General features: G+C 67.4%; 25 protein-coding genes. 16 read left to right on the top strand and 9 right to left on the bottom strand.

The features are described from left to right. The first annotated feature begins 128 nt into the window (after positions 1–128). Both P9A17_RS21110 and P9A17_RS21105 read left to right on the top strand, forming a co-directional pair. Positions 129–1499, top strand: coding sequence for a solute carrier family 23 protein (locus P9A17_RS21110; protein WP_278040686.1), 1371 nt, complete (start codon positions 129–131; stop codon positions 1497–1499). Beyond that, complete coding sequence (locus tag P9A17_RS21105) at positions 1496–2176, top strand: isochorismatase family cysteine hydrolase (protein WP_278040685.1); 681 nt, start codon at positions 1496–1498, stop codon at positions 2174–2176. The genes P9A17_RS21110 and P9A17_RS21105 overlap by 4 nt, the downstream gene beginning before the upstream one ends. Here the strand turns inward: P9A17_RS21105 and P9A17_RS21100 are convergent. Next, the gene (locus P9A17_RS21100; RefSeq protein WP_278040684.1) at positions 2173–3357 is read right to left on the bottom strand and encodes an ROK family transcriptional regulator; all 1185 of its coding nucleotides are present in this window, start codon (positions 3355–3357) and stop codon (positions 2173–2175) included. The two genes, P9A17_RS21105 and P9A17_RS21100, sit on opposite strands and share 4 nt — an antisense overlap. 51 nt (positions 3358–3408) lie before the next feature. On the opposite strand from P9A17_RS21100, the gene P9A17_RS21095 reads away from it, so the two are divergent. Both P9A17_RS21095 and P9A17_RS21090 read left to right on the top strand, forming a co-directional pair. Continuing rightward, on the top strand, positions 3409–4554 hold the full coding sequence (locus tag P9A17_RS21095) for an MFS transporter (protein ID WP_278040683.1): 1146 nt from the start codon (positions 3409–3411) through the stop codon (positions 4552–4554). A 103-nt stretch (positions 4555–4657) separates the two neighbouring features. Continuing rightward, positions 4658–5698 carry a helix-turn-helix domain-containing protein gene (locus P9A17_RS21090; RefSeq protein WP_278040682.1) on the top strand — a complete coding sequence of 347 codons (1041 nt, stop codon included), beginning with the start codon at positions 4658–4660 and terminating at the stop codon, positions 5696–5698. Here P9A17_RS21090 and P9A17_RS21085 read toward each other — a convergent pair. Then, the gene (locus P9A17_RS21085) at positions 5648–6616 is read right to left on the bottom strand and encodes an AraC family transcriptional regulator (RefSeq protein ID WP_278040681.1); all 969 of its coding nucleotides are present in this window, start codon (positions 6614–6616) and stop codon (positions 5648–5650) included. The two genes, P9A17_RS21090 and P9A17_RS21085, sit on opposite strands and share 51 nt — an antisense overlap. Positions 6617–6806: 190 nt before the next feature. Between P9A17_RS21085 and P9A17_RS21080 the strand changes: the two genes are divergently transcribed. Genes P9A17_RS21080 through P9A17_RS21060 form a run of 5 tightly spaced genes read left to right on the top strand, consistent with a single transcriptional unit; the run spans position 6807 to position 9699 of the window. Further along, the gene (locus P9A17_RS21080; protein WP_278040680.1) at positions 6807–7331 is read left to right on the top strand and encodes a DUF1097 domain-containing protein; all 525 of its coding nucleotides are present in this window, start codon (positions 6807–6809) and stop codon (positions 7329–7331) included. Continuing rightward, complete coding sequence (gene nthB, locus P9A17_RS21075; protein ID WP_278040679.1) at positions 7328–8065, top strand: nitrile hydratase subunit beta; 738 nt, start codon at positions 7328–7330, stop codon at positions 8063–8065. The genes P9A17_RS21080 and nthB overlap by 4 nt, the downstream gene beginning before the upstream one ends. Beyond that, complete coding sequence (nthA, locus tag P9A17_RS21070; RefSeq protein WP_278040678.1) at positions 8062–8682, top strand: nitrile hydratase subunit alpha; 621 nt, start codon at positions 8062–8064, stop codon at positions 8680–8682. Before nthB ends, nthA begins: the two co-directional genes overlap by 4 nt. Continuing rightward, a complete protein-coding gene (locus tag P9A17_RS21065; protein ID WP_278040677.1) occupies positions 8679–8996 on the top strand; it encodes a nitrile hydratase accessory protein in 318 nt (105 codons plus the stop codon). The genes nthA and P9A17_RS21065 overlap by 4 nt, the downstream gene beginning before the upstream one ends. A gap of 25 nt (positions 8997–9021) precedes the next feature. Continuing rightward, entirely contained in the window at positions 9022–9699 is a 678-nt protein-coding gene (locus P9A17_RS21060; RefSeq protein ID WP_278040676.1) for an energy-coupling factor ABC transporter permease, read from the top strand. 3 nt (positions 9700–9702) lie between these two features. On the opposite strand, the gene P9A17_RS21055 is transcribed toward P9A17_RS21060, so the two are convergent. Further along, positions 9703–10185, bottom strand: coding sequence for a hypothetical protein (locus P9A17_RS21055; protein ID WP_278040675.1), 483 nt, complete (start codon positions 10183–10185; stop codon positions 9703–9705). Positions 10186–10311: 126 nt separating this feature from the next. Beyond that, positions 10312–11856 carry a phospholipase D-like domain-containing protein gene (locus tag P9A17_RS21050; protein WP_278040674.1) on the bottom strand — a complete coding sequence of 515 codons (1545 nt, stop codon included), beginning with the start codon at positions 11854–11856 and terminating at the stop codon, positions 10312–10314. Positions 11857–11962: 106 nt separating this feature from the next. Here P9A17_RS21050 and P9A17_RS21045 point away from each other — a divergent pair, with 106 nt between their 5' ends. The 6 genes from P9A17_RS21045 to P9A17_RS21020 all read left to right on the top strand — a co-directional run bounded on the left by P9A17_RS21045 (position 11963) and on the right by P9A17_RS21020 (position 16178). Beyond that, the gene (locus tag P9A17_RS21045; RefSeq protein ID WP_278040673.1) at positions 11963–12370 is read left to right on the top strand and encodes a YciI family protein; all 408 of its coding nucleotides are present in this window, start codon (positions 11963–11965) and stop codon (positions 12368–12370) included. Between the two features lie 15 nt (positions 12371–12385). After that, entirely contained in the window at positions 12386–13522 is a 1137-nt protein-coding gene (locus tag P9A17_RS21040; RefSeq protein WP_278040672.1) for a DUF6596 domain-containing protein, read from the top strand. An 88-nt stretch (positions 13523–13610) separates the two neighbouring features. Next, positions 13611–14024: a cupin domain-containing protein gene (locus P9A17_RS21035; protein ID WP_278040671.1), complete on the top strand. Its 414-nt coding sequence runs from the start codon at positions 13611–13613 to the stop codon at positions 14022–14024. Further along, a complete protein-coding gene (locus tag P9A17_RS21030) occupies positions 14021–14782 on the top strand; it encodes an SDR family oxidoreductase (protein ID WP_278040670.1) in 762 nt (253 codons plus the stop codon). The genes P9A17_RS21035 and P9A17_RS21030 overlap by 4 nt, the downstream gene beginning before the upstream one ends. Then, positions 14779–15522 carry an NAD(P)H-binding protein gene (locus P9A17_RS21025; protein WP_278040669.1) on the top strand — a complete coding sequence of 248 codons (744 nt, stop codon included), beginning with the start codon at positions 14779–14781 and terminating at the stop codon, positions 15520–15522. The genes P9A17_RS21030 and P9A17_RS21025 overlap by 4 nt, the downstream gene beginning before the upstream one ends. After that, positions 15519–16178, top strand: coding sequence for a nitroreductase (locus P9A17_RS21020; RefSeq protein ID WP_278040668.1), 660 nt, complete (start codon positions 15519–15521; stop codon positions 16176–16178). The genes P9A17_RS21025 and P9A17_RS21020 overlap by 4 nt, the downstream gene beginning before the upstream one ends. A 2-nt stretch (positions 16179–16180) precedes the next feature. On the opposite strand, the gene P9A17_RS21015 is transcribed toward P9A17_RS21020, so the two are convergent. Genes P9A17_RS21015 through P9A17_RS21005 form a run of 3 tightly spaced genes read right to left on the bottom strand, consistent with a single transcriptional unit; the run spans position 16181 to position 19647 of the window. Continuing rightward, positions 16181–18955 (bottom strand): LuxR family transcriptional regulator, encoded by a 2775-nt coding sequence (locus P9A17_RS21015; RefSeq protein ID WP_278040667.1) that lies wholly within the window; start codon positions 18953–18955, stop codon positions 16181–16183. Between the two features lie 42 nt (positions 18956–18997). Beyond that, a complete protein-coding gene (locus P9A17_RS21010; protein ID WP_278040666.1) occupies positions 18998–19303 on the bottom strand; it encodes a DUF202 domain-containing protein in 306 nt (101 codons plus the stop codon). Then, a complete protein-coding gene (locus P9A17_RS21005; protein WP_278040665.1) occupies positions 19300–19647 on the bottom strand; it encodes a DUF202 domain-containing protein in 348 nt (115 codons plus the stop codon). Before P9A17_RS21005 ends, P9A17_RS21010 begins: the two co-directional genes overlap by 4 nt. Positions 19648–19709: 62 nt before the next feature. On the opposite strand from P9A17_RS21005, the gene P9A17_RS21000 reads away from it, so the two are divergent. After that, positions 19710–20540, top strand: a complete 831-nt coding sequence (locus tag P9A17_RS21000) for an LLM class F420-dependent oxidoreductase (protein WP_278040664.1) — start codon at positions 19710–19712, stop codon at positions 20538–20540. Here P9A17_RS21000 and P9A17_RS20995 read toward each other — a convergent pair. Beyond that, positions 20537–21034 (bottom strand): VWA domain-containing protein, encoded by a 498-nt coding sequence (locus P9A17_RS20995; protein ID WP_278040663.1) that lies wholly within the window; start codon positions 21032–21034, stop codon positions 20537–20539. The two genes, P9A17_RS21000 and P9A17_RS20995, sit on opposite strands and share 4 nt — an antisense overlap. Positions 21035–21285: 251 nt before the next feature. After that, on the bottom strand, positions 21286–21426 hold the full coding sequence (locus tag P9A17_RS20990; protein WP_278040662.1) for a hypothetical protein: 141 nt from the start codon (positions 21424–21426) through the stop codon (positions 21286–21288). Between the last annotated feature and the right edge of the window lie 100 nt (positions 21427–21526).

Genomic DNA, 21526 nt, shown 5'->3' with positions numbered 1-21526 from the left:
CGAACTTCGCAGCACGTGCCCGGGATTGGGGTAACGCCCTCGTTAAGGCCGATTACCAGCAGATAAGAATCATGGGAAAGGCCGCTTCGCGGTTGACAGAGGTTCAGCTCAGCAGTACACATTATTGTGTGTCTGAAGTCACTGCCGGTGATGACGCAGTGCTGGATGTCGGCATCCAGGACCGCGTATCACTGCCCAAGACCGGCCTCTTCGGTCTCCAGCACCTGCTCGCCCTGACCGGGATCTGGATTTTCCCGGTTCTGATCGGCGCCACGCTGGAACTGAGCCAGGAGGACGTCAGCCACATCGTGCAGGCCTGCTTCCTGCTGACCGGCCTCGTCACGATCCTGCAGTCGAGTCGCATCGTGCAGCTGCCCATCGTTCAGGGCCCCACCGCGGCGTTCTTCGTCGCGATCCTTGCAGCGGCCGCCAGCTATGACCTCGGCACCGCCTTCGGCTCCATGATGGTGGCGGGGCTGATCTTCATGGCGCTGACGATTCCGATCGGAAAGCTCGGCGTGTTCGGGCACATCCGGAAGTTCGCGGCGGACCCGATTGTCTTCGGGACGTTGTTCGTCATCATCGGGGCGCAGCTGGCGAGCATCGGTCTGCCCGGCTGGTTCGGGACACCCGGCACGGACTCGTACGGATGGTCCAGCTTCTGGATCGGCCTTGCGGTGGTGGTCGTGATCCTGGCGTGCATGATCTTCGGCGGCAACACCCTCTTCAAGCGTGCCGCGATCGTCATCGGCATCGCCGTCGGCTCGATCCTCGCACTGGTGACCGGAATCTGGTCGCCACCGGACGTGACCGAGGCGTCCATCGTCGGGGTGCCGACGCTGCTGCCCTTCGGGTTCGGGGTGGCGTGGCCGGTGGTGGTGCTGATGCTGCTCGCGTTCTTCCAAGCCGGCGCCGAGGCGATGGGCATGTACACCCTGGTCGCGGGATGGGGCGACGAGAAGCTGACGGTGAACCGCATCAACCGCGGCCTCTTCACGGAGTTCCTGGGGTCGACGGTCGGTGCGGCCTTCGGGGGGATCGGGACGACGTCCTACCCGGAAAACGTTGGCATCATCCGCATCACACGAATCGGCAGCAGATTCGTCACGATGGCGGCGGGCATCTTCGCGTTCGCATTGGCGTTCCTGCCACAGGTCAGCATGTTCATCGCGGGTCTGTCCGGGGCGGTGCTGTCGGCCGCGTCGACGATCCTTTTCGGCATCATCGCCATCAGCGGCATCCAGATGCTGCAGAAAGTCCGGTGGGACGACCTGAACATCGCGGTGGCGGCCACTTCATTCATTGTTTCGCTTGGTGCCCAATGGATTCCAGATGACATCCTCGCCGCTCTGCCGCCGCAGATCTCCGGACTGATCGATACCCCCATGATGCTCGGCATCATCCTGCTGCTCGGACTGCATGTCCTCGTCAACTACGGGTTCCGCCCGATGGTGGAGCGTCGCGATGCCGCGACGACCGCGCAGGTGTCGACGTCATGATCAGCCACCTCGTTCATGGCACCGAGCACGACCTCGATCCCTCAGGCGATTTCGCGGCGTGGCTCGACCCGCGCCGAACCGCGATCGTTTCCATCGACATGCACGAGGGTCACCTGTCGGAGGATCCCCACTGCCCATGCCCGGCGCCCCGGGGCCGGGAGATCATCGCGCCCATCGACGCCTTCCACCGCGCGGCACGGGACCGCGGTGTGCCGGTCATCCACGTGCGTTCGGAGTTACGACTGTCGGGGATCGACGACGTCCGCGGCGCGAGCAGCAGTGCATGGCGGGTCACCTTCCCGCGCTTGGTGGGGCCGATTCCGGGCGCCGAACAGCATGCGCTGCACGGAAGTCGATGGACCGAGTTTGTCACCGAGGTCGTTCCCGGCGACGAGATCGTCACCGGCAAGAAGCGGCTGTCGGCGTTCTATCCCACCGACCTCGACTTCCTGCTGCGCCAGATGGGCGTCACCGCGGTGGTGCTGGACGGCATCATGGCCGACTGCTGCGTACTCAACTCCGCGTTCGACGCGTCCAACCTCGGCTACCGGGTGACCGTCCTCCAAGACCTGGTCCGCGGTACCGATGAGGGGCTGGAGGCGGCCGCATTGTCGATGGTCTCGCTGCACCTGGGACTGGTCACAACCTCGAAGGTGCTGGTTCAGGCCTGGGGCTAGGCATATCGTGCGGCCCAATCCGCCATTGCTGCTTCGGTTGTCACGTGGTCGAGGGCCAGCGCCGCGGCGCCGTGCAGCGGTGCGTCGTCACCGAGCAGACCGTCACGCACCGGCGGGGCGGCTTCCTTGCGGAACGTCATCAGGCCGCCGCGGTACGCGTCGTCGAAGACCTCGGGTGCGGCCGCCCGTAGCGGTGGGGCGAGTCCGCCGAGCGTGACGATCTCGGGGTCGTGCAGGTTCACGAGTCCGGCGATGCCACGCCCGAGATCCGCAGCGACGGCGTCGAAGGCCTTCGCGCTGCCAGGCGGGCGCTCATGCAGAAGGTCGCGTGCATACGCGACGGGATCCGCGGGCGCCGGGTCGCCGAGATGCCGGGCGAGGGCACGCCCGTCGATGGCCAGATCCCAGCAGCCACGCGCACCGCAGGGGCATTCCAGGTTCGGGTCGCCGAAAGGGATGTGCCCGTACTCGCCTGCCGCACCGTGGGCTCCGGTGACGGGCTCACCGTTGACGACGAGCGTCCCGCCGAGGCCGACCATGACGATGAGGTGCAGCACGGTGCCCGCGTCGCGTGCCGACCCCGACCGTGCCTCCGCGAGGCCGGCGAGGGTCGCGTCGTTGCCCAACACGAGCGGCAGGCCCGCGGAGGCGGGCAGCCGGCCGGTCAACGCAGTCAGATCGACATCGCGCCATCCTCTGGTGGTGAACTGCACGAGCCGCGAGTCGCTCAAAGTTCCTGCCGCAGAGACGGATACCGCGCGGACCCGCCCGTCCAGGTCACGGTGGGCGGTCGCGATCTCCTTGGCGATGTCGTCGACGACGCGGGCGTGGCCGGCGCGTCCGTGCTTGCCCTGTGCCACGAGGCGCGGAACGCCGTCGAGACCCGCCTGCGCCAGGCTCCAATCACCCGGCCGCAGATCGACGGCCAGGACCAGCGGACCCTCGGGGTGAGGGCACAGCACGGTGGTCGGTCTGCCGCGACCCTGTGCGGGTGCCGGTGTCTCTTCGAGAAGACGCGCGCGCCGCAGCCTCGCCACCAGGTCCGCGGCACCTCCGCTGCTCATCCTGAGCCGTTGCGCAGCGGCGGCGCGGGTGATGCCGGGTTCCGCGCGTGCCAGTCCGATCAGTTTGGCCGCGCCGTACCACCGCACCTGTGACGCGGATCCGGGCTCCTCGGGCATGGCACCAATATTCCAGTTGATTTAACTCGCGCTCTGAGTATATTCCTCCGGGTGACTCTCCGCCCCGCATTGCCTGCACTGCTGTCGCTCGCGGTGGCGTCGTGTCTGGCCGTCACCACCGAAGTGCTACCCGTCGGCCTGCTGACCGGAATCGGAGCCGGATTTGGCGTCGAGGCGTCGACGACGGGTCTGCTCGTGACGCTCTACGCGGTCATGGTCGCCACGCTCGCAGTGCCGCTCACGCTGCTCACCAGCCGGTACCCGCGCAAGCCGCTGCTGCTGCTCACGCTTGCCGGTTACGCCGTGTCGAACGCGATGGTCGCCGCCGCTCCGGTGTTCGCCGTCGTCGCCGCCGGGCGCGTCATCGGCGGAATCACGCACGCATTGTTCTTCTCGTTGTGCATCGGCTACGTCCCGCGACTGGTGTCGGGCGCCTACGTCGGGCGTGCCCTGGCCATCGCGACCGGCGGTGCGTCCGCTGGATTCGTTCTCGGAGTGCCGCTTTCGACGTCGCTCGGTACCGCTGTCGGCTGGCGGGTGTCGTTCGCCGTGCTGGCGGCGGCGTCGGTGGCGGTGTTGGTTCTCGTCGCCGTGCTCCTACCGAGCGTGCCCGGCGATCACCTGGACGGGTCCGGTTCAGGGAGCCGTGCGGGGCTGGCGGCGGTGGCCGCGTCGAACACGCTCACCTATCTGGGACAGTTCACGCTCTACACGTTCATCAGCCTGACGTTCCTGTCGGCCGGGCTCGACCCTGTGCTCGTCGGGCCGCTGCTTCTGGTCTGCGGTGCGTGCGGATTCATCGGATTGTTCTGCACGGCAAGGACGCTCGACCACAACCCGCGACTCACCGCGGTCGTGGTCCTGTCCGTCGCGATGTCAGGCCTGCTGATCCTGGCGTTGACCTCGCCGTCGCTCGGCTGGGTCGTCTTCGCCGCCGCTGTGTGGAACGGGGCGTTCGGCGGGGTCCCGTCGGTCTACCAGGCCTGCGCCGTCCGCACGCGGGCGGTATCGCCGGAACTGGCCGGTGCCTGGATCAACGCCACGGCGAATCTCGGTATCGCCGGCGGAGCCGCCATCGGAGCCGGGTTGCTCACCGTCGCCGACCTCGGTGTGCTGCCGTGGTTCGCGGTGGGCCTCATCGCCGCCGGGCTCACGGTCGCAGTCTGCGCGCGGCGCGCCTTTCCGTCGATTCCCTAAGCGCGAAGGAATGGCCAATGCAACACGGAGGTAACAGATTCCGGTTACATTGACGCGGCGGTGAGGGGGCGTCGCGGGGCACCAGAAGGGCAGAAACAGACACGTGGCCGACGAATCGGGACATCACCCTGGACCAACGACCAAGACCGTTGCGTTCGCCCTCTACGACAAGGTGACGCTTCAGGACGTGGCGGCGCCGCTGGAGATCTTCGCACGCGCCAACGACTTCGGCGCCCGCTACACGGTCCTGCTGGCCTCGCCGACCGGTGAAGCGGTCGGTACGACGGCCTACGCGAAATTGGACGTCGACCTCTCGCTCGACGAGGTCCCGGCCGCCATCGACACGCTCCTCGTTCCCGGCGGCGTCCCCGCGAATTTCAGCTTCACCCCGGGTGTCCACGACATCCCCGAAGAGCCGACGCCGGACTCGGTCCCCGATGCGATGCGGATGGTCCGGGTGCTGGCGCCGCGTGCCCGCCGGATCGCCTCGGTGTGCACAGGGTCGTTCGTACTCGCAGCCCTCGGGCTGCTGGACGGGCGGCGCGCAACCACGCACTGGGCGCACTGCCAGACGCTGGCCCGCCAGTTCCCGAAGGTGGAGGTGGATCCCGACTCGCTGTTCGTCCAGGACGGCCCGTTCATTACCGGCGCGGGGATCACAGCGGGAATCGATCTGGCGCTGGCCATGGTCGAGAGCGACTTCGGGCCCGCCGTCGCCAGGCGGGTGGCGCGGTGGATGGTCGTGTTCCTCCAGCGTCCCGGAGGGCAGGCGCAGTTCAGCGTGTGGGCGCAATCCGCGCTTCCGGTGACGGGCGGTCTGCGGGACATCGTCGATTCGGTCGTTGCCGACCCCGGCGCCGATCACTCGATCGCTGCCATGGCCGCCCGCGCCGCGGTCAGCGAGCGCCATCTGGTGCGGGTGTTCCGCGAGCAGGTCGGGACGACACCGGCGAGGTTCGTCGAGCAGGCCCGGCTGGAAGCCGCCAAAGTGCTTCTCGCGACCGGCGATCAGAGTCAGGACGCGGTGGCACGCCGCACCGGCTTCGGGACACCCGACACGCTGCGCAGGACGTTCCGTCGCAATCTGGGCATCTCACCCGGCATGTACCGAAACCGGTTCCGCACGACGGGTATCGACCAGTAGCCGGGAGAGATGATCCCGCACGCTGGCCCCGTAATGAAGCCCGCTGCGCCGGGCCGCGGCGCGAAATGACTCGCCCGACAGCACCAGGGTCATAGCGTTCTCGAGACGGATCTCGTGGACGTACTGACGCAGCGTCATGCCGACCTGCGCCTTGAAGAGTCGCGTCAGGTGCCGCGAACTCACCCCGAGTTGCGCTGCCACCGTGTCGAGTTCGTAGTGGCCCGCGGGATCGACGTTGACCGTCGCCAGCAATCGGTCGATCTCGGGATGCTTGGGGCGAGGAGTGCGCGCCGCCACCGAGATCTGTGGATGGCCCTCCATCCTCCTGCCGAGAATGACCATGTCCTTCGAGATCTCCTGTGCGGCAGCGGCACCGTGGTCGTCGCCGACCAGCGCGAGCGCCAGATCGATACCTGCCGCGACACCGGCGGACGTCCACACGTCGCTGTCGTGCGTGTACACCGAATCGCGTTCGACGAAGGCCGACGGATGACGTGCCGCGAAGGTGTCCAGATGTCGCCAGTGCGTCGTCGCCCGCCTGCCGTCGAGCAGACCCGCGGCACCCAGCGCGAACGAGCCCGCGCATACCGAGGCGACCCGACGGGCCCGTCCCGCGTGAGCACGGATCGTCCGCAGTAGGTGCCACGGCACGCCTTTGGCGACCAGATCCTCGCTGCCGGGGACGAGGAGGGTGTCGATGTCGGTGGTCAGCGCGGACGCCGGAGTGGTCGCGACGGTGAGTCCCGACGCGCACCGGATCGTCATCGTGTCGGTGGTCGAGTAGAGCCCGAAGGTGTAACCGAACCCCAGAGCCCGGGCGACGTCGAACACTTCCAGCGGACCCGTGACGTCCAGCCCGCGGACACCGTCGAAGACCAGCACGGCGATGTGCGGATGGCGGTGGACGGCGGTACTCATTGCGTCAGCGTGGCCGCGACCGTATTCCTGTGCGCGCCGATGTCCGGAATTGCAGTCGACGTGTCCGGGACGGCAGGCACGTGTCCTGTTTTGGCGCATTCCTGTCGCGATGGGAGCCCAGCCGCAAAGCGCGGGTTACCTCCTGGAAACACAACGCGGCCAACGTAGTTCACGAGATGAGGAGGACTGTATGGACTCACGGTCTGCGCTGACACTGAGCATCGGTGTGCTCGGTGGGGTGGCGGTGGCCTTCACGGCCACGGTGATCACCGTTCCCATCTGGGTGGTGTTCCTGGCTTGGGCGTCGTTCTTCTTCGTCGGCGGCGGCCCCGCGGGATGGCTCAAGTCGGTGTGCTCGAACCTGGTCGGTGTCGCCATCGCCTGCGCCAGCCTGTACGCAGCGCACGTGCTGGGCGGCAGCCTGACCGCCACCGCGATCGCGGTCGGCGTCGGCAGCGCAGTCATGGTTCAGGCGTCCTGGGTCGGGTTCCTGTCCACGACGCCCGCCGTCGTCGTCGGGTTCGCCTCGACGGTGTCGACGGTGGCCGGGACGGGCCAGTTGGTCACCGCGACAAGCATTTCGCATCCGGGATTGGTGGCGGCGTGCGCGTGTGTCCTCGGCGCGACGTTCGGCATCGCCTCGGAGTACCTGGCCAATCTGATGACGCGCGCGGCGCCCGCCGGCCGTCCCGACACGGAAGGCGCACCAGCATGAAGCTCCAGCACTATCTCGGCGGGCTCGAAGGGCTCCCCGAACCGCTGAACCTCGAGAAGCGCGTCTTCGTCGAGGACTGGGAGAAGCGGATCTTCGGCATCCACGTGGCCATGATGGGGTTGAGCAACCATCTGGGCTCGGCGCTGCCGGAGTACCCGATCGACGACGTGCCGACCGAGTTCCGCGACGAATGGACCTGGGCCTCGCTGCGCACCGGCGCCGAAGGGATGAATCCGTTTGATTACTTCAAGTTTCGCTATTACGAGAAGTGGCTCGGCGGGATCAGCGGATTCTTCGTCGAGAAGGGCTACGTGTCGGAGGATGAGATCAGCGCCATCCTCGGCGAGCCCGATCCACCGGCGAAGGAGCCGGGAGACTCGGCGATCGACGATCAGGTGATCGACTATCTGCGGCGCGGGGACAGTCCCCGCCGTGACGTCGCGCATCCGAAGTTCGCGGTCGGTGACAAGGTCGAGATCGCCGACGTTCCCGCCGCGGACCACACGCGCCTGCCGGGGTATCTGCGCGCGAAGGTCGGGACGGTGCAACGCATCTTCGAAGGCGATTACGGCTACTTCGTCGCCACCGGAGACGGTATCGGCGATCCGATGCCGATCTACATCGTCGAGTTCACGCCCGAAGAACTGTGGGGCCCGCGTGCCGAACCCGGTGCCAACACGCTCTACGCCGAATTGTTCGAGGCCTATCTGCAACCCGTCGAGGAGGACAAGTGACCGACCAGTTTGCCTACCCGTCCGATCGGGAGCAGCTCAGTGCTGACCGGGTCGCCGCGCTGGAGCGGCTCCTGATCGAAAAGGGCGTCATCACAGGCCAAACGGTGGACAAGGTACTCGCCTACTTCGAGTCGGAGATGACGCCGATCAACGGCAAGAAGATCGTCGTGAAGGCGTGGACTGATCCCGAGTTCGCTGCGCGCATCGTCGTCGACACGCCCGCCGCCATCGCCGAACTCGAACTGCCCGAGGGCATGGCGGGCGCCGAGGGTGAGCACCTGCAGGCGGTCGCCAACGCCCCCGGGGTGCACAACCTGGTGATCTGCACCCTGTGCTCGTGCTTCCCGTGGCCGGTGCTGGGATTGCCGCCCTACTGGTACAAGGATCCGGTGTTCCGGGCCCGTGCCGCGCGTGAACCCCGCACGGTGCTCGCCGAGGTCGGCGTGGACCTGCCCGGGGAGACCGAGATCAAGGTCTGGGATTCCAGCGGACACTCACGGTGGTTCGTGATCCCCGAAAGGCCATCTGGCACAGAGGGCTTCACCGATGAACAGCTCATGGATCTGGTGACCACCGAATCGATGATGGGTGTGGCGCTCGCGGGGCAGGCATCGTGAAACTCCACAACACCTGCACCACCGATCAGGCTGCACCGTCCTTCGACCACGAATGGCAGCGCCGGGCATTCGGCCTCGCGCTGGCCCTCTCGGAGTTCGGGCACTACCCGTGGAGCGAGTTCCAGCAGAGCCTCATCGACACCATCGGCGCGTGGGAGTCGGCCCCGGAAACGGCCAGGGGCGAATGGGAGTACTACGACCACTGGGTCGCTGCGCTCGAACACGTCGTCGACCACCGCCAGATCCTCACCGCTCCACTGGTGACCGACGACGGCGACCATGCGGTCCACGACGACCACGAAGACCACCACTGAAACCTCCGAAGAGAACGGAATAACCATGCATATCGAGCCAGGTCTGGTCGACGGGGCGAAGATCGTGCTGAGCTATGCCACCGCCGGCGGGACCGGCGCCTACGCGCTCAGCGTGGTGTGGAAACACGTCAAGGAGCGCGGCGCGGCGTCGCTGCTCCTGGGAACCGGGATCACAACGGCGCTCGTCTTCGCCTTCTTCGAGGTGCTTCCGCATTTCCCGGTGGGAGTGTCGGAAGTGCACTTGATTCTGGGGTCGACGTTGTTCCTGCTGTTCGGCGCCGCCCCGGCGGCCGTCGGGCTGGCGCTCGGCCTGCTGATCCAGGGGATGCTGGTCGCCCCCTTCGATCTGCCGCAGTACGGCATGAACGTGACCACTCTGCTCGTACCGTTGTTTGCTTTGCAGTACGTCGCGGGCAGGACGATCGCGCCACAGACCCGTTACGTGGACCTGAAATACCGTCAGGCAGTGACGCTTTCGGCGACCTATCAGGCCGGCATCGTGTCCTGGGTGACGTTCTGGGCACTGTACGGCCAGGGATTCTCGCTGGAGACGGTGATTAGCGTGGCGACTTTTGGTGCGGCTTACATGCTGGTCATCGTGCTGGAGCCGGTGGCCGACCTGGCGGTGCTCGCTGCGGCGAAGGCGGCGCGGCGGTTCCGGGACGGCGCCTGGCTGGAGCCGCGACTGTTCAGTCCCGCCTAGGTCCTATCGCGAGGCAGAGGTGCGCGGACGCGCACAGCTGACCGGCGCAGGCGTCGACACCGGCGTCTGCGCCGGTGTGGTCTTGCGCTGATCCCGACGCGCGTCGCGCTGGATCCGGCGGCCGAGTACGCGGTCGTCGCGCTTGGTCAGCGAGCGGCTCCGATGCACCAGCATGTCGAGTTGCTGCCAGCTGAGGCCGTCGAGGTCGCCGTCGGCGTCATGGGTGGCGATCACCACGGAGCCGCGCAGCAGCGGAACTGACTTCGCCGTGAAACCTGTTGTTGCCAAGAGCAGTTCGGTGGCAGCAAGGTTGACGCGACGCTGGCAGCCGTGCGTCGTGGGGCTGAACCAGAAGTCGAATTGCCGGTCTGTGCTGGTCAGGCAGTACAGACCTTGGTCCTGCATCAGCTTCTCGATGTCCGCCTTGGTGTAGGCGCGGGTCTCATATACGGCGCCGCGGGCGCTCAAGTAAAGAACTGTGTTCATCCTGGTATCCCATTCGTCTCTTTCTTCATTTATGTGGACCGCGCGGGCGCGCCGCCGCGCTGTGATAAGAGTTACCCATGTGACTGTTGGGACAAACGTTGATATCGAATGTGCAACGAAACGGGTTCACCAACGGCGCCGGAGACGGTCGCGATAGGAACGACCGTCGGGGTCGTAGACGGCGCGGTACACCGGTTCGGCCCACAGACGCGTGAGCCGGCTGAGTTGTTCCGGACGGTGCGGGCGCAGGCGCCCCGGGGGCCGCGGACCGACCTGGCCGCCGTCGTACCAGTCCTGCAGAGCCTGCGCTGACGCGGTGACGGTGGCGACGACGTCCGCGGGGTCGACAAGGTCGTCGTCCTGGCTGCCGTCGGCCGCCCGGTCGAGGTGCTCACGGAGCAGTCGCAGCCGCAGATCCCGGGCGAACTCCCCGGTGTCGTCCAGCACCGCGCACGACAGTTCGCTGTCGTGCGTCCAGGACCGGCGGTTGAAGTTGTCACTGCCCACCGAGGCCCAGACATCGTCGATGACGCACACCTTGGCGTGTACGTACACCGGTGTGCCGACGTGGTTTTCGATGTCGAACACATGGACGCGCTCGGGATCGGCCTCGCGACACGTGTCGATGGCCTGTTTGCGTCCGATCTGGTTGGGTGGCAACGCGAAACGACCGTCGACGTCGGGGTGGCGCGGAACCACCGCGATGAGGTGCAGGCCGGGGTTGGCGTCCAGCGCCTCGGCGAACAGGTGCGACACCTGTCTGGACCACAGGTACTGGTCCTCCAGATAGATGAGGGCTCGCGCGCGCCGGACCGCCTTCGTGTAACCCCGCGCGATGCTGAACTCGCCGTGCGGGGCGAAGTCGAACTCGAAGTGGGCGTCGGGATAGGTGCGCAGCACCTGCACCGAGTGGGGGCCGCAGGCCGGGGGGTCGGGCGGCTGCTCCGGCAACTCGCCGGCACTCAGATCGGCGCGCCGCAGCTTGTCCACGATCCATGCGATGGGGGAGAGCATGTCGAGCGGCGCCGGGTCCGTCCAGCGTTCCCGGAAGGTGGTGTCCAGCGCGCCGACCGCCGGTCCGTGGATGCGCAGCTGCACGTCGTGCCAGGGCGGTCGGTCCCCGTACGCCGGCGCCATCTGGACCGCCTGGGCATCGCCGCGGTGCTCGCCGTCGTCGCGTCGCGAATGGCAGAGGTCGATCCCGCCGGCGAACGCGGCGTCGAGTTCGGGGGCGCCCGGATGGCGCAGCACCACCAGTTTCTGGTGATGGGAGCCGCCGAAACGCACCCGCTGATCGAGGAGCGCCTCGCCGCCTGCGGCCTCGATGTCTTCGCCGAGGTGCTGGTTCTCCTCCTCGCTGTAGGAGAACCAATCCAGGTGGGAACGCCACACCAGACCCTTGACGATGACGCCGCGGCGCGCCGCGTCGGAGAAGAGCTCGGCGACCGTCGGACCCCCGTCGCGCATCCGCTGATCGGGATCGCCACGCCAGTCGGTGAAGAACAAGTGATCGCCGGGACCAAGCCGGGCGACCTCGGTGGCCAGATGATCGAAATAGGTCGCTCCGTGGATCAGCGGCTCGACCCGGTTCCCCACGCTCCAGTCGGGTATCGACGTCGCGGTGTTGCCGCGTTCTCCCGCCGCGAGGAACCACTCCGTCGATTCGGCCACCCAGTCGCATTACCCGATCCGGCCGGAGACCATGTCGAGAATGGTGCGGCGGCTCCGTCCCAGGGGTACGTGACCGACAAGGGTCGCCACGCGAAGGGAGAAACCGATGGCGAAGTACCTGTTCCTCAAGCACTACCGCGGCGCACCGGCGTCCGTGAACGACGTGCCGATGGATCAGTGGGCGCCGGGCGAGTTCGAGGCCCACGTGCAGTACATGAACGATTTCGCGGACCGGCTCAGGGAGAGCGGCGAGTTCGTCGACAGCCAGGCGCTCGCGCCAGAGGGGGCATGGGTGCGTTCCGACGGCGAGGGCAAACCCCCAATCACCGACGGACCGTTCGCGGAGACGAAAGACCTGATCGCAGGCTGGATGATCATCGATGTGGACTCCTATGAGCGCGCCGTCGAATTGGCCGGTGAACTGTCGGCAGCGCCCGGCGCAGGCGGCAGACCCATCCACGAATGGCTCGAAATGCGCCCGCTGATGAGCCACGCGCCGACGATCACCGAGTAGGTGTCGGCAGGCGCTATGGACGAGTGCGAGCTCAGGAGCCTGATCCCCGGCGTCCTGGCCGCGCTCGTCCGCCGAGGCGCGGACTTCTCCACCGCCGAGGACGCGGTCCAGGAAGCGCTGATCCGGGCCGTCGACGTGTGGCCGGACAATCCGCCCGACGACCGGAAGGGCTGGTTGGTTACGGCGGCATGGCACCGATTCGTCGACATCGCACGATCGGACACCGCTCGCCGCCGCCGCGAGGCGCAAGCGTTCGACGAGCCCGCGCCCGATCCCGCGGAGTCGGTTGACGACACCTTGGCTCTCTACTTCCTGTGCGCGCACCCGAGCCTGAGTCCCGCGTCGGCCGTCGCCCTGACCTTGCGCGCCGTCGGTGGTCTCACCACCCGCCAGATCGCACAGGCCTACCTGGTGCCCGAATCGACGATGGCGCAGCGCATCAGCCGGGCCAAACGCACCGTCAGCGACGTCCGCCTCGATCAGCCCGGCGAGCTCCGCACCGTGCTCAAGGTGCTGTACCTGGTCTTCAACGAGGGGTACTCGGGCGATATCGACCTTGCGGCGGAAGCGATCCGGCTCGCCAGGCAACTCGCCGCCGCCACCACCGACGAGGAAGCGGCGGGGCTGCTCGCCCTGTTCCTGCTGCACCACGCCCGGCGGCCGTCGAGGACGCGGCCCGACGGGGCGCTGGTCCCGCTGGCAGAACAGGACCGAAGCCTGTGGAGCCGGGCCCTCATGGCCGAGGGCGTCGCGATTCTGCAGGCGGCGCTGGCGCGGGACCGGCTCGGCGAGTATCAGGCGCAGGCGGCCATCGCGGCACTGCACGGTGATGCGCAGACGGCCGCCGAGACCGATTGGGTGCAGATCGTCGAGTGGTACGACGAGCTGGTTCGGCTGACCGACAGCCCGATTGTCCGCCTCAACCGGGCCGTCGCAGTGGGTGAGGCCGACGGCCCACGAGCGGGTCTGGCCGCGCTGTCCGAGCTGGATCCGTCCCTCCCACGCCACACCGCATCATCGGCCTACCTCCACGAACGCGCCGGTCACACGGCTGCCGCGGCCCGGCTCTACGCCGAAGCCGCTCAGCAGGCGACCAATCTGGCAGAACGCAACCACCTCATGTCCAAGGCGGCGGCACTACGCGGGCACTGACTACGGACTTTCCGTGATTCGCCTGCCCCCTCACCGGTGCGAACGTCGTATCAGGACGACGAACAACAAGCGCTGGAGGGCACGGACCATGTCGGACGTTTTCGAGAAGCTGATGAAGGCGATGACGGTGATTCAGAGCGTCACGCCGCCGCACATCCCCGAAGGGGCCGACGCCATGACGTCGGTCATCGAGTGGGGTCCCGGTGACCCGGGAGCTCCGCCGCACCGCCACCCCAGCGGGCCGTGTTTCGGCTACGTGCTGGAGGGAGAGATGCTGTTCGAACTCGAAGGAGAAGCACCGCGCGTCATCAAGGCCGGCGAGGCCTTCTGGGAGCCGGGCGGCGACGTCATCCACTACTCCGACGGCAACAACCGCGACGACATCCCGCTCCGCTTCCTCGTCACGATGCTGTGCAAGCCCGGCGAGCAGATGTTCGTCCTCGTCGACGACGACGAACTCGCTGCCCGCGCAGACCGCCGCGTTCCCAGGGCCGAGTCATGAAGATGGTCATCGCCGGGGCGACCGGGACCGTCGGGCGCCACGTGCTCGCAGAGGCGCAGCGGCGCGGACATCAGGTCGTCGCCCTGTCGCGTTCCTCCGGTCAGGACGTCTCCACCGGGCGCGGCCTGGCCGAGGCCATGTCCGACGCCCAGGTCGTCATCGACGTGACGAGCCAGATGACGATGAACACGGGCAAAGCTGTCGCGTTCTTCACCACCGCGACCCGCAATCTTCAGACCGCCGAGAAGCAGGCCGGCGTTGCCCACCATGTGGCGCTGTCGATCGTCGGTATCGACGACATCGACACCGGTTACTACGCGGGCAAGCTGGCGCAGGAGCGGGTGGTCACCGACGGCGAGGTGCCGTGGACCATCGCGCGGGCTGCGCAGTTCCACGAGTTCGTCGGGCAGGCCACCCAGCAGGGGACGATCGGTCCGGTGACCGTGGTTCCCGCCATGCTGATGCGCCCGGTGGCCGCGCGGGAGGTCGCCGAACGATTGCTCGACCTCGCCGAGGCCGGACCCGCGGGACGGGTGACCGACCTCGTCGGACCCCGCGACGAGACGCTCATCGGACTGGTCCGTCGCCTCTATGCCCATGACAGCGTGCGGCGCCGCCCCATCGGGGTGTCGCTTCCCGGAAAGTATTGGCGGGCAGTGCGTTCCGGTGCTCTCCGCGGTTCCGCGGAGAGCCTGCACGGTCGGCTTACCTACGACGAATGGCTCGACAGCGACTACCGCACAGAGGAAGCGAAATGAAGATCACCGTGCTCGGTGCGACCGGTCAGATCGGCTCGCAGGCCATCCCGTTACTGACCGCCGCGGGCCACGACGTGAACAGCGCATCACGCGCGACAGGAGTCGACGCCGCTATCGGCACCGGGCTCGCCGAGGCACTCGCGGACGCCGACGTCGTCGTCGATGTGCTGAATTCGCCGACGATGGACGACGATGCTGCGCTGGCGTACTTCACCGCCACGTCGGCCAACGTCACGTGCGCCGCGAAGGCAGCGGGCGTCGGGCACTATGTGCTGCTTTCCATCGTCGGCATCGACACCGTGCGGGGCGGTGGGTACCTACGCGGAAAACTGCTGCAGGAGAAAACGATCGCAGCATCGGGGATACCCTTCACCATCCTGCGGGCCACCCAGTTCCACGAACTCGTCGAGGTGATCGTGGGATCGATGATCGTCGATTCTGAAGTGCACGCCCCGGACGCGCTGATTCAGCCGATCGCGTCGGCAGAGGTCGCGGCGGCTGTCGCCGAGGTGGCTGTCGGTGACCCCGTCAACGGTGTGCTCGATCTGGGCGGCCCGGAGCCGATGACGTTCGCCGAGATGGCGCGGCAGGTTCTGAGCAAGCAGGGCAACGATATTCCCGTGCTCGTGGACCCGTCGGCGACGTACTTCGGCACGCCGGTCGAGAAGTCCAGCCTGATCGCCGGCGGGGACGCCGACCGCGGACACACCACCCTCGGCGACTGGTTGGGCGCACGATGACCGGTGATCTTCTCGACGACGTCGTCAACCGCAGGCGTTCGGTACGCATGTTCCTGCCGGATCGCCCCGTTCCCGATGACGCGCTGCGTGAGGCGCTGACCCTTGCGATGCGCGCGCCCTCGAACTCGAACGTGCAACCGTGGCGAGTCTTCCTGGCCTCCGGGGCACGCCGTGACAAGCTCGCCGCCGCCCTGTCTGCGGAGGTACGCGTCAATCCGCCGGTGTCACTGGGACTTCCGGACTCGTTCGCCGAACTCCGGCGTGAACTCGGTGCGCTGGTGTACGGGTCGATGGGCATTGCGCGCGACGACGCCGAAGGCCGATGGAACGCCCAGCTCCGCAACTTCGAGTTCTTTCACGCGCCCGTCGCGGGCATCGTCGCCATGCACCGCGACCTCGGGTTGGCCGATGCGGTCGGAGTCGGCATGTTCCTGCAGACCCTGCTCCTCGCGCTCACCGAGCGGGGGATCGACAGCTGCGTCCAGGTGTCGACGGCCCTCTATCCGGACATCGTCCGCGAGCAGTTGGGCATCCCCGACGACCACACGATTCTGTGTGGACTGTGTATCGGCTATGCGGATCCCGACTTTCCCGCGAACCGACTCGCGATACCCCGCAACGACATCTCGGAGAACGTCGTCTTCGTCAACGACTGACACTAGGGGCTTCCCGCCGCGAGCTTCGACCGAAGCTCCCGGCGCGACCGAATACCCAGCTTGGGGAACACCTTTCGCAGGTGATACTCGACAGTGTGGGCGCTGAGGAACAACTGGCCGGCGATCTCCTGGTTGGTCAGACCCTGGCTCACCAGCTGGGCGATCTGGAGTTCCTGAGGGCTCAGCTGCTCCCCAGGCCGGGCGGGCTGTTTGCGCGTCTTGGCTCCCGCGGCGATGAGCTCCTTGCGCGCCCGCTCGGCGAATGCCCTGGAGCCCATCCGGAGTAACGCCTCGTGCGCATACTTCAGATGCTCACGGGAACGGGCGGCGGCACGGTTTCTGCGCAGCCATTCCCCGTACAGCAGGCGGGTGCGCGCGTGCTGTATAGCCTGGCTTGTCTGCTCGAAATGCGTGATCGCTGCGAGGAAGAAGTCCTCGGCGCCCTCGCCGTCCGCGACGAGTGCCCGCGCCCTGGCCAACGAGCCGAGGGCACGATGCGTGCCGCTGGCCAGCGTGCGCTCCTCCAGGCGGTCCAACGCCTCGGCGGCGGTCGCTTCGTCGCCGGCGCGCGCGGCAGCCTCCACGAGTTCGAGGAGGAGCTCGCTGATGAAGCCGAGGTCCTCGTACTCGGCGGCAAGGCGGCCGGCGTCCCGGGCAGCGGGGTACCGTGCCGCGCCGTTGTTGAGGATCGTCGCGGCGTAGTGGGCGAGCCCGGCGATTCGGCCCTCGCCGCGCCGTGCGCCGTCCTTGAGAGCGGACGCGATCAAGCGGGTCGCCTCGACCTCCTCGCCGCACCAAGCGGTCAGCACCATCCTGTGGTACTTCAGCGGCGTGTACCCGGTCGCGATCGAGATGTCGTTGGCCTCAGCGACATACGCCTTCGCCGAGGCGAGCTCGCCCTTCTCCATCTGTGCCCCCGCGCGCGACAGAAGCGCGGCAGGGAGCAATGTCAGGGCACCCCTGTCCGTCGCGATGCGGGTGGCGCTCTGCGAGATGACCTCCCAACCGTCGTCGTCCCACGCTTCGTGGACCAGTGACTCGTGGACGATCGGAAACGCGAGCCAGAACCACTCATGGCCGTGTCCGGCGGCGGTGTCGCGGCCGGCCCGTTTGAGGGAATCGAGGGCGGCCCGCATCGCAGGCATCGCTGCGGCCGGCCCGAGTGCCAATCGGTCCGCCACTGCGTGGGTGACTTCGTCGAGCGGGCGGGTCGGCGGCTTACCCGCGAAGGCCGCGCGCGCGGCGACCGCGATCTCGGCGGCGCGAGAACCTGCCCGCCTGCCGACATACATCGCGGCGCTCATGGCCTCCAGGTACGACTCGGTCGCCATACCGTGATCGATCCGCTCCAATTGCGCTGCGATAGCCGCGAATTCGTCGACGGAGTCGATCAACGCGTCCGCATCACCATTGGCTCGTGCGCCCGCGAATGCCAGCCGTGTCTTCAGCTGGGCCAGCCGCGCTTTCTCCAGGTCGGTCAGCGGCGCCAGCTCGGCCGCGGCCAGCAGATCGTGGGCAATGTCGAAGGACGCCACCTCGCGATGTGCTTCGGCGGCGGCCAGGGCGCGCGTCCCCCGCGTCGCCGGATCAGGAGTCAGTTCGACGGCGCGGGTCAGGAAGGCCGCCGCCGCTGCCGTGCCGCCGCGCAGGCGGGCCCGGCGGGCCGAGGCTTCCAGCTCGTGTGCCGCCGGCTCGTCGACCCCCTCGACGGCCAGCGCCCGGTGCCAGGCCTTGCGGTCCGGGTCGGTCACGGGGTCGGTGCTGTCGGCCAGCGCCGCATGGGCGGCCCGGCGCTCGGCGAGTGGGGCCGTTCGGTACGCGGAGCTACGAGCCAGGGGATGGTGGAACTGAACACGCGTGTCGACGCTGACGAGCCCGGCGTCGACGGCGGGGGTCAACGCGTTCGGCGGAATGCCCATCCGCTCCATGGCGGCGCGCAGCAGCGCCGGATCTCCGAGAGGCTCGGAGGCGGCCAGCAACAACGCCCGCCGGGTGTCCGAGGGCAGGGACTCCAACGTGGCCCGGTAGTGGTCGTCGATGTCGGCGGCGACCGGGCGGTGGTCCGGCCGCTGGTAGCCGCCGGCGAGCTCGATGGCACTCAGTCCGCGCGGAATCGCGAGCAGCGCCAACGGATTTCCGCGTGACTCCGCGACTATTCGGTCACGAACCGTGGGGTCGAGTCGCCCGGGGAACGCAGACTCCAGCAGCTCGCGGGCGTAGTCCGGCGCGAGGCCACTCACCGCGATCGCGGGTAACCCGGCGATGCCCTCGATCGGCGTCCGCATCGCGAACACCAGTCCGACGCGCTCGGCGACCAACCTGCGCGCGACGAAGAGCAGCGTTTGTGCCGAGACGCTGTCGAACCACTGAAGGTCGTCGACGATGCACAGCACGGGCTGGTCCTGTGATGCCGCGGCGAGCAGTCCGAGGACAGCGAGGCCGACGAGGAACCGATCGGGTGCCGGTGTCATGTCGTCGAGTCCGAACGCACTCCCGATCGCAGCCTGCTGTGGGCGCGGCAGTGAATGTCGATATTCCAGGATCGGCGCGCACAACTGCTGCAGGCCGGCGTAGGCGAGTTCCATGTCGGACTCGATGCCGGTCGCGCGCAGGACGAGGCAGTCCGACGCCGACTCCGTGAGATGGTCCAGCAGTGCCGTCTTGCCGATACCCGCCTCGCCGAGGAGGACCGTCACTTCGCCGGACCCCGAACGGATTCCCGTCAGGACACCCTGCAGAATCTGGCATTCGGCGGCTCGACCTGGCAGTGCGTTCATCGAGAAAAGTGTGTCACGACCTGTGATGGCATGGCCTGCCAGTCAGAGTGCGACGAGTAGGGCGGTGACAATCGCCAGTGCGAAAAGTGCTGTGCCGTATCCGAGTACCAGGACTTCGAGCCGAGGTGGTGCGACGGCGTCGACTGTCTGACGGACCCGCCGTGATCGCCGGAAGCCGAGCCACAGGACGACGAGAGCGAAGAAGCCGGCGACGGCTGCCAACGCGATGCGGCCGGCTTCGAGAGGTCCGTGGGGCCGCAGCAGAATGAGGGCTCCGCCGACGATGATCCCGAATGCGCTTCGCTCCCAGGACAACAGCGTCCGCTCCACCTGCAGGCCAGGTTTCATCCGGGCGGCCAGACGAAGAGGATCACCAGCACCGCGATCGTGATCACGAAGATCATCACACCCAGCGCGGCCGGGATACGCGTCGGCGGTAGATCGTCGCCGCACCGCATGGCCCTCTGCACGCGCTGCCAACGCCTGACGGCGAGCGCGGCCAGGATGCCGCCGCCGGCGGTGAGGACGACGCTCAGGACGTGTCGGACACCGGGGATCCCGAAAGCGGGCACGAACTGGATGATCGCCACACCGCCCGCGATCAACGCCAGCGACGTCCGGATCCACGCAAGGAATGTGCGCTCGTTGGCGAGGGTGAATCGGTAGTCCGGTTCCTGTCCCTCGTCGCTCACGGGACAACCGTAGGCGCGAGACGTCCGCGCGGGTATGGATCGGAGAGGAATAGCATTGGCCCATGGAGTTCGGGATTTCGACGTTCGTCAACGACGACACCATCGACACGGTGTCGCTGGCCCGCGCCGTCGAGGAACGCGGATTCACCGCCCTCGCCGTCGCCGAGCACACGCACATCCCGGCCAGTCGGGAGTCGGCCTACCCGCTCGGCGGCGAGTTGCCGCCGATCTACTACCGCACACTCGACCCGTTCGTCACGCTGGCCGCCGCCGCGGCGGTGACGTCGAAGATCCAGCTGATCACCGGCATCGCACTACTGATCCAGCGCGACCCGATCATCACGGCCAAAGAGGCGGCCAGCATCGACGTGCTGTCGAGCGGCCGCTTCGTGTTCGGGGTCGGTGCCGGATGGAACATCGAGGAACTGCGCCACCACGGCACCGATCCCAAGACGCGTGGCGCGCTGCTCGACGAGCGCATCGACGCGATCAAGGTGCTGTGGACCGAGGAGCCGGCGGAGTTCCACGGCCGCTACGTCGACTTCGATTCGTCGTACCTGAGGCCGAAGCCCGTCCAGAAGCCGCACCCGCCGATCCTCATCGGCGGCGATTCGGACGCCACCGTGAAGCGGATCATCCGGCACGGGGCGGGCTGGATCTCCAACCCGCTCCCGGCCGAACGACTGCGCATGCGCGTCGGCCAGATCCGCGACGGTGGCGGCCGGGACGTCCCGCTGTCGATGTTCGGAGCCCCCGCCGATGCCGACTACTGGCAGGCCGCCGAGGACATCGGATTCAACCAACTGAACCTGTTGCTGCCGACGAAACCGCTTGACGCATCACTGCGTATCCTCGACGAGCACGCCGAGAAGGTCGCGAAGTACCGCGGTTAGGTTCCCATCGCGGCGGCGCGTTCGGCGTCGGTGAAGCCGGCGGGCTTGCCCGCTCGGGCCGCGCCGATCCACGAACTGGCTGCCGCGCTGACCGCGACGGTGCTCATGTAGAGGCCGTCGTTGTAGGTGATGGCATCGTCGGCGGCGACACCCATCCGGGCGCCCACCTCAACGGCATCGATGTTGGACCCGAGGAAGATGAACTTCCAATTCCATTGGTCGCGTTGCTGATTGATCAGATCACGCACCGACTCCCAGCTCCATTCGGTGCTGGAGTTCTCCATGCCGTCGGTCATGGTCATGCAGATGACCTGGCCCGGACGGTCCTCCTCGGGTAACGCGGAGAGACGCTCACCGACCTCGGTGATGAACCGGCCGGCACTGTCGAGCAGTGCCGTCATGCCGCGCGGGGCGAGGACGAATTCCGGCACGCCACCGATGTCGGTCGACGGGTAGAGCAGTTCGTATTCCGTGTCGAACTGGGCGAGCGTCACGTCGCATCGACCGGCTAGCTGGCGCTGCTCGTTGATGAGCTCACGCCAGCCGTCTTCGGTCGGGATTCGTCACAGAGGCCTCCAGGGCAGCGTCGAATGGCTTACCCGGCTTGGTCGACGTGGAGGCATATTCCTCGATGGGAGACTGCTCGTTTCGCCACCGGCATCAACGTGCGTGGACGCCCGTGATGATCAGTGCGCACCGCCCCGTCGCGGGGTGTGGCGCTGACCACATTCTACGCTCGGCGGCGTCAGCGCTCCGAGTCTTCGTAGCGCTGCGCGACAGCCACCAACTCGTCACGAATCGTGGAGTGGGGCATCGTCGCAATCCGTGCGTAGAGACGGCGCCGATCACGATTGATCTGACGGGTGGCACGGTACTGCGCGAACATTGTCGGACTCCTGTTTCTTGGTAGGGGTCCGGCGCGAATCGGGGATCGCCCATCGGCCGGACTCTGTCCATGGTCCGTGTTACATCCACGTAAATCAAAC

The sequence above is a fragment of the Mycobacterium sp. 236(2023) genome (genome assembly GCF_029623955.1).
Taxonomy (GTDB): Bacteria; Actinomycetota; Actinomycetes; order Mycobacteriales; family Mycobacteriaceae; genus Mycobacterium.
Note: the sequence above shows the minus strand (reverse complement) of the source record. Positions and strands in the feature narration are given on the sequence as shown.

What these genes read in the sequence shown, in the direction of transcription:
- P9A17_RS20990 (WP_278040662.1), bottom strand. Translation starts at nt 21,426, where the DNA reads ATGTTCGCGCAGTACCGTGCCACCCGTCAGATCAATCGTGATCGGCGC.
- nthB (WP_278040679.1), top strand. Translation starts at nt 7,328, where the DNA reads ATGAAGCTCCAGCACTATCTCGGCGGGCTCGAAGGGCTCCCCGAACCG.
- P9A17_RS21100 (WP_278040684.1), bottom strand. Translation starts at nt 3,357, where the DNA reads ATGCCCGAGGAGCCCGGATCCGCGTCACAGGTGCGGTGGTACGGCGCG.
- P9A17_RS21020 (WP_278040668.1), top strand. Translation starts at nt 15,519, where the DNA reads ATGACCGGTGATCTTCTCGACGACGTCGTCAACCGCAGGCGTTCGGTA.
- P9A17_RS21015 (WP_278040667.1), bottom strand. Translation starts at nt 18,955, where the DNA reads ATGAACGCACTGCCAGGTCGAGCCGCCGAATGCCAGATTCTGCAGGGT.
- P9A17_RS21035 (WP_278040671.1), top strand. Translation starts at nt 13,611, where the DNA reads ATGTCGGACGTTTTCGAGAAGCTGATGAAGGCGATGACGGTGATTCAG.
- P9A17_RS21045 (WP_278040673.1), top strand. Translation starts at nt 11,963, where the DNA reads ATGGCGAAGTACCTGTTCCTCAAGCACTACCGCGGCGCACCGGCGTCC.
- P9A17_RS21060 (WP_278040676.1), top strand. Translation starts at nt 9,022, where the DNA reads ATGCATATCGAGCCAGGTCTGGTCGACGGGGCGAAGATCGTGCTGAGC.
- P9A17_RS21105 (WP_278040685.1), top strand. Translation starts at nt 1,496, where the DNA reads ATGATCAGCCACCTCGTTCATGGCACCGAGCACGACCTCGATCCCTCA.
- P9A17_RS21080 (WP_278040680.1), top strand. Translation starts at nt 6,807, where the DNA reads ATGGACTCACGGTCTGCGCTGACACTGAGCATCGGTGTGCTCGGTGGG.
- P9A17_RS21055 (WP_278040675.1), bottom strand. Translation starts at nt 10,185, where the DNA reads ATGAACACAGTTCTTTACTTGAGCGCCCGCGGCGCCGTATATGAGACC.
- P9A17_RS21040 (WP_278040672.1), top strand. Translation starts at nt 12,386, where the DNA reads ATGGACGAGTGCGAGCTCAGGAGCCTGATCCCCGGCGTCCTGGCCGCG.
- P9A17_RS21010 (WP_278040666.1), bottom strand. Translation starts at nt 19,303, where the DNA reads ATGAAACCTGGCCTGCAGGTGGAGCGGACGCTGTTGTCCTGGGAGCGA.
- P9A17_RS21025 (WP_278040669.1), top strand. Translation starts at nt 14,779, where the DNA reads ATGAAGATCACCGTGCTCGGTGCGACCGGTCAGATCGGCTCGCAGGCC.
- P9A17_RS21030 (WP_278040670.1), top strand. Translation starts at nt 14,021, where the DNA reads ATGAAGATGGTCATCGCCGGGGCGACCGGGACCGTCGGGCGCCACGTG.
- P9A17_RS21000 (WP_278040664.1), top strand. Translation starts at nt 19,710, where the DNA reads ATGGAGTTCGGGATTTCGACGTTCGTCAACGACGACACCATCGACACG.
- P9A17_RS21085 (WP_278040681.1), bottom strand. Translation starts at nt 6,616, where the DNA reads ATGAGTACCGCCGTCCACCGCCATCCGCACATCGCCGTGCTGGTCTTC.